Raw genomic sequence first — 4,976 nt, 5'->3', positions numbered from 1 at the left:
GCGAAGGTTACATGATATCAGCGAGACTTGGAAACTATCTCATCAAATTAGTTCCCCCATAGAACCCCCTTGAGCCATCTGGCACACTTTTCTCTTTTTGTCAAATTTTATGTTAAGAAAGATGTGACTAATGGATAGCTTGATAAGGGGGGTGCCGATCCCCCCTTAGTCCCCCCTTGATAAGGGGGGTGCCGATCCCCCCTTAGTCCCCCCTTGATAAGGGGGGTGCCGATCCCCCTTAGTCCCCCCTTAGTCCCCCCTTGATAAGGGGGGTGTCTGAGAACTTTTAACACCTACCTACTTAGCTAAAAAAAACGGTACACTGATAACTGATAATTGATAACTGATCACTGCTTATGCCTCCCCGTTGGCCCCGTCAACCCGACCGCAAAAACGATCCCGCTTTCCGACGTTTAGATGATCGCATGAATTTTGCCGTTCATGTGGCGGGTTTTTTAGCGATTAATTCAGGGTTGTGGTTTTTTCATATCATTAAATTCTCCGATTGGACTTGGTTGAATCTGTTCACGGGAATTTGGGCTATTCTATTGGTGGGACATTTGATTTATATAGCGGCGATCGCTAACTACTCGGTAACATCCCATGGCTAACACAACTCAGGACATCGAAAATCTGGCGGCCCAAATCGGCGACAATATCTACATTGACGTGGCTAAATGGCATCTCTATCTCCGGGAAGCACATTTACACAGCGTCGTTGCTGAAAAAGTCTTCCCTTTGCTCGAAAACGACAGCTTAAGCGAGAATGCAGTCATGTCTATCCTGCGGGAGATAAAAGTCACCCTCGGAGGTGGTCATCTGCAAGTTTCCCTGGCAGATTTATTACCCAGCAAATGTCAGATAGATTTAATCGATTTGCTAGAAGAATACCAAAAAAGTCGCTAAAATTCCCCAATAGTATGCCTGATAACTCGCAACTATAGGGTTGGCTGAATAAATCTAAAAACATTGTTCGATAAGTACTGGCCCTTGGAGTGATCTGGGGGAAAATTCAGGCACTTTTCCCCTGAAAATGGCTAAAACCCTACACCCCACACCCCACACCCCACACCCCACACCCTACCCCCACCGAAAAACTTTTTCAGCATACCCTAGTTAGAAATAGTCCCCCAGAAGCAAACCATGGAAATAGGTGTTCCCAAAGAGATTAAAGATCAAGAGTTTCGCGTCGGTTTGAGTCCCAGTAGTGTGCGTGTACTCAATGATCGCGGTCACAGGGTATTTGTGGAAACGGCCGCCGGATTGGGTGCTGGATTCAGCGATGAAGATTACCAAAAATCCGGGGCCAAAATTGTGGAAAAAGCGGCCCAAGTTTGGGATAAACCGCTAATTGTCAAGGTAAAAGAGCCGCTTAAGACAGAATACGGCTTTTTAAATAAAGAAGCTCTCCTATTCACCTATTTACACCTAGCGGCCGAGCGCTATTTAACGGAAGCATTAATCGAGTCGGGAACAACTGCGATCGCTTATGAAACGGTCGAGCTTGCCGATGGTCGTTTGCCTCTCTTAACTCCCATGAGTGTTATTGCCGGTCGTCTTTCGGTGCAATTTGGGGCCCGCTATCTGGAAAAACAACAGGGAGGTAGAGGAGTTTTACTGGGGGGTTTCCCCGGGGTGAGTCCTGGACAAGTGGTTATCCTTGGCGGTGGTGTGGTGGGTACGGAAGCGGCCAGAATTGCCATCGGTATGGGGGCAAAAGTAACTATTTTAGATATTAACGTCGAGCGCTTGGCCTATTTAGAAACTTTATTCGGTTCCCGGGTAGAATTGCTTTATAGTAGCCCGGCACAATTAGAAAATGTGGTTCCTAAGGCCGATTTATTGATTGGGGCAGTGCTAGTCTTAGGAAAACGAGCGCCGACGCTGGTTTCTCGCTCTTTAGTCGCCAAAATGAACCCTGGTTCCGTAATTGTCGATGTGGCAGTGGACCAAGGAGGCTGCGTGGAAACCCTGCGGGCCACTTCCCACAGTCAACCGACTTACCTGGAGTCGGGAGTAGTACATTATGGAGTGCCTAATATGCCTGGAGCAGTACCCTGGACGGCAACCCAAGCTTTAAATAATAGTACCCTACCCTACGTTATTAAATTAGCCGACCATGGGGTAAAAGCCTTGGATCAAGATGTTTCCCTCGCTAAGGGGTTAAATGTCGCCAATCATCGGTTAATTCATCCAGCAGTGCGCGAAGTTTTTCCCGATTTGATTTGAGCAGTAATTTCAGGGCTGATGGTGGTATTTTCTAGGGGTTATGACTAAGAATTTATGGACAAGGGATGAGCTGCTGATCGCTCTCAATTTATACTATAAATTTCCCTATGGACAATTCCACACCAATAATCCTATTATTATCGAAGTCGCTCAAAAGTTACAGCGAACACCATCGGCCCTGGTGATGAAACTATGTAATTTTGGTTCTCTCGATCCCAGGCATCAATTGCGAGGAGTACAGGGGTTAAAAGGTATCAGTAAAGCTGATCGGCAAATCTGGCAGGAGTTCGAGGATAACTGGACAGAATTAGCCCTAGAAAGTGAGGAAAGATTACAGGTTCTTTTAGGAGTTATCAACGAACAGCAAGAGGATTTTACTAGACTTGATTTTTCGGAAAAGATTAAAACAGAAAACGAGGCAATCAGAAAAGTTAGAATCGGACAAAACTTTTTTAGAAAGACAATTTTAGCATTATATAACTATCGTTGCTGTATTACAGGAAATCCCATTCCGCTGTTACTAACAGCTAGTCATATATTACCCTGGAGTCAATTTCCTGAACAGCGTTTAAACCCTCATAATGGCTTGTGCCTAGCTCGTACTCATGATACTGCTTTCGATCGAGGTTTAATTAGTTTCGATGAGGATTTAAGATTAATTATTGGCCATGAGATCGAAAAAAAGGCTCAGGATCAAGGTAGCGAGACGTTAGCACTAAATTTTATCAACTATCGCGGTAAAACTTTAAATGTTCCCGATCGCTTTTTACCAGATTTAGATTTTTTAAACTATCATCGCTATCATATATTTCAGGGCTAAAAGTACGATATTGCCGCACCAGCTTGACTAAGCAGGTCAATTTTATCAGTACCAATAGCAAAATCCGTAACTCGGTCTAGGGCTGCGGCAGTGGACTGACTAAACTGGTCGCTTAACAAACCTGAATTTAAAGGGAATCCAAACAGTTATCCAAATCCGCCAAGGATTGAAAATCCAAGAGAGCCTCCCCCAACTGTTCTAATTGCGACGCCGTCAGCCCACGAATCTGGGCCACCACATCCGGACTCAGGGTACCAAATCGTTTTGACAACTGTCGCACAATCAGCAGAGATTCTCCTTCGAGAAGCCCCTCCTGACGACCCTCCTGGCGACCTTCTTGACGACCTTCTTGACGGGCAATACGTTCTACCGATAAGACATAGGGCATGGCTTTATTTTTCTCCAAATTTTGAATGGACGTCCACAGTTGTTTCTCCAAGTCTTGGGGCAACTTCATTAACCAGTCGATAATGCCAAACAAATCAAGAATCCGTTGCTTATCCCAATCCCTCTCATATAGTAATCGAGCCAACTGCCACTTGGCGTCATAGCGCCCTGACGGATTATTGCGGGTTTGTTGGGTTAATAAATGGGCCGCAGTCACCAGGGCAAAAGGGTTGGGATTGTCTAGCAAAGCATTGAGACAGTTGGCGTAGTCAAGAATTTTTACTGTCGCAAATTCAATGCTTGTCCGACTACCAAGCAAGTCGTAGCTGAATCCCTGGGGTCGCCAGCTTGGATTTGTATCTGCTAACACGGCTAAGGTTGCAACCGGGCGACGGTAACGGTCATAAAGCCGATAGTTGTAAATAAACAACCGTTCAGCAAAGGTTCTATTCGGTCGCCCCTGAACCTCCACATGAATATAAACCCATTCCTGCTTGGCCGTGGTCAGGGTCACTTCTACCAAACAGTCCACCCGTCGCCGCCCTAATTCCGCATCTGCCACAATTTGGGCCAGTTCTTGCTCCAGAAACCTATGGGGGAATGTCCAATCAATGGACTCATAAGCCGCCGGAAAGTAAAACGCCAGAAATTCCTGGAAATACCGCACCAGAGCCGTTTTCCAAGGACTATCGTAGTCGTCAGGTGCATTGGTCATTAACTAAACGTTACTGATTGCACTAATCCCCCTTGAGTTTACGCCATAGTGACCGCCTCCCACTGCGATCGCCATTTCCTTCCCTGTGATCAACTTTGACGCTTACGTTTGAAACTCACACCAATGGCGATCGCCTGTCAGAGCCGATGAGTTGATGACTGGTGAATGGGGGAACTCGATTTAAGAATCCCCCCCATTAATTTAGACAAAGAAACTATTGACCGCAATAGTACCGAGCGCCGGTAAAGTACCCGTTAACCCGGTGAGATTAATCACCAAATCATTAGCACTTTGGAAACCCCCCGTACCGTCGTTGATAATTAGGTAAGTAGAAGAACTATTGTCCCGCACTAAAACAGCACTGTTAGTTCCGAGAGCTTGATTTCCGGCTGTTGCCCCATTAGCATCGGTAAAGACGTTAGTAACAATGGTGTTAATATTGGTCGTGGTGCTATTTGCCGCCCGGGTAAAAGCGACCGGGGCATTAATGGCCCCACCAGCTTGACTAAGCAGGTCAATCTTATCATCACCAATAGCAAAATCCGTAACTCGGTCTAGGGCTGCCGAGGTGGACTGACTAAACTGGAAGATAAAGATGTCTGTCCCCACCCCACCGGTTAAAGTATCGATTCCAGCAGCACCATTGAGGGTATCGTTACCAGCGCCACCGATTAGGGTATCGATTCCAGCAGCACCATTGAGGCTATTATTGCCACTATTCCCTGTAATCTGGTTATTTAAGCCATTACCCGTGCCATTAAGATTACCAGTACCAGTGAGAAGGAGATTTTCCACGTTGTCGGGAAGGGTATAGGAAAGGGAAGC

General features: G+C 46.1%; 6 protein-coding genes and 1 pseudogene. 4 read left to right on the top strand and 3 right to left on the bottom strand.

All coding sequences use genetic code 11. The annotated features are described in order from the left end of the window. The first annotated feature begins 356 nt into the window (after nucleotides 1–356). From O9290_RS00460 to O9290_RS00445, 4 genes are all read left to right on the top strand, one after another. Nucleotides 357–611 (top strand): hypothetical protein, encoded by a 255-nt coding sequence (locus O9290_RS00460; protein WP_002761850.1) that lies wholly within the window; start codon nucleotides 357–359, stop codon nucleotides 609–611. Continuing rightward, the gene (locus O9290_RS00455) at nucleotides 604–906 is read left to right on the top strand and encodes a DUF3181 family protein (protein ID WP_002761852.1); all 303 of its coding nucleotides are present in this window, start codon (nucleotides 604–606) and stop codon (nucleotides 904–906) included. The genes O9290_RS00460 and O9290_RS00455 overlap by 8 nt, the downstream gene beginning before the upstream one ends. 237 nt (nucleotides 907–1,143) lie before the next feature. Further along, nucleotides 1,144–2,229 carry an alanine dehydrogenase gene (gene ald / locus O9290_RS00450; RefSeq protein WP_288086579.1) on the top strand — a complete coding sequence of 362 codons (1,086 nt, stop codon included), beginning with the start codon at nucleotides 1,144–1,146 and terminating at the stop codon, nucleotides 2,227–2,229. Between the two features lie 40 nt (nucleotides 2,230–2,269). Beyond that, entirely contained in the window at nucleotides 2,270–3,049 is a 780-nt protein-coding gene (locus O9290_RS00445) for an HNH endonuclease (RefSeq protein WP_288057438.1), read from the top strand. Between the two features lie 5 nt (nucleotides 3,050–3,054). On the opposite strand, the pseudogene O9290_RS28380 reads toward O9290_RS00445, so the two are convergent. The 3 genes and pseudogenes from O9290_RS28380 to O9290_RS00435 all read right to left on the bottom strand — a co-directional run. Then, nucleotides 3,055–3,156 (bottom strand): annotated as a pseudogene (locus O9290_RS28380) (bluetail domain-containing putative surface protein); the annotation flags it as partial. Between the two features lie 20 nt (nucleotides 3,157–3,176). Then, nucleotides 3,177–4,151: a DUF4351 domain-containing protein gene (locus O9290_RS00440; protein WP_002785426.1), complete on the bottom strand. Its 975-nt coding sequence runs from the start codon at nucleotides 4,149–4,151 to the stop codon at nucleotides 3,177–3,179. Nucleotides 4,152–4,352: 201 nt separating this feature from the next. After that, nucleotides 4,353–4,976 (bottom strand): bluetail domain-containing putative surface protein (locus O9290_RS00435; protein WP_288057437.1); only part of this gene is annotated, 624 nt, incomplete at its 5' end.

Source organism: Microcystis sp. LE19-41.2A (genome assembly GCF_027530405.1).
Taxonomy (GTDB): Bacteria; Cyanobacteriota; Cyanobacteriia; order Cyanobacteriales; family Microcystaceae; genus Microcystis; species Microcystis aeruginosa.
This window is presented reverse-complemented; position numbering and strand designations above follow the sequence as displayed.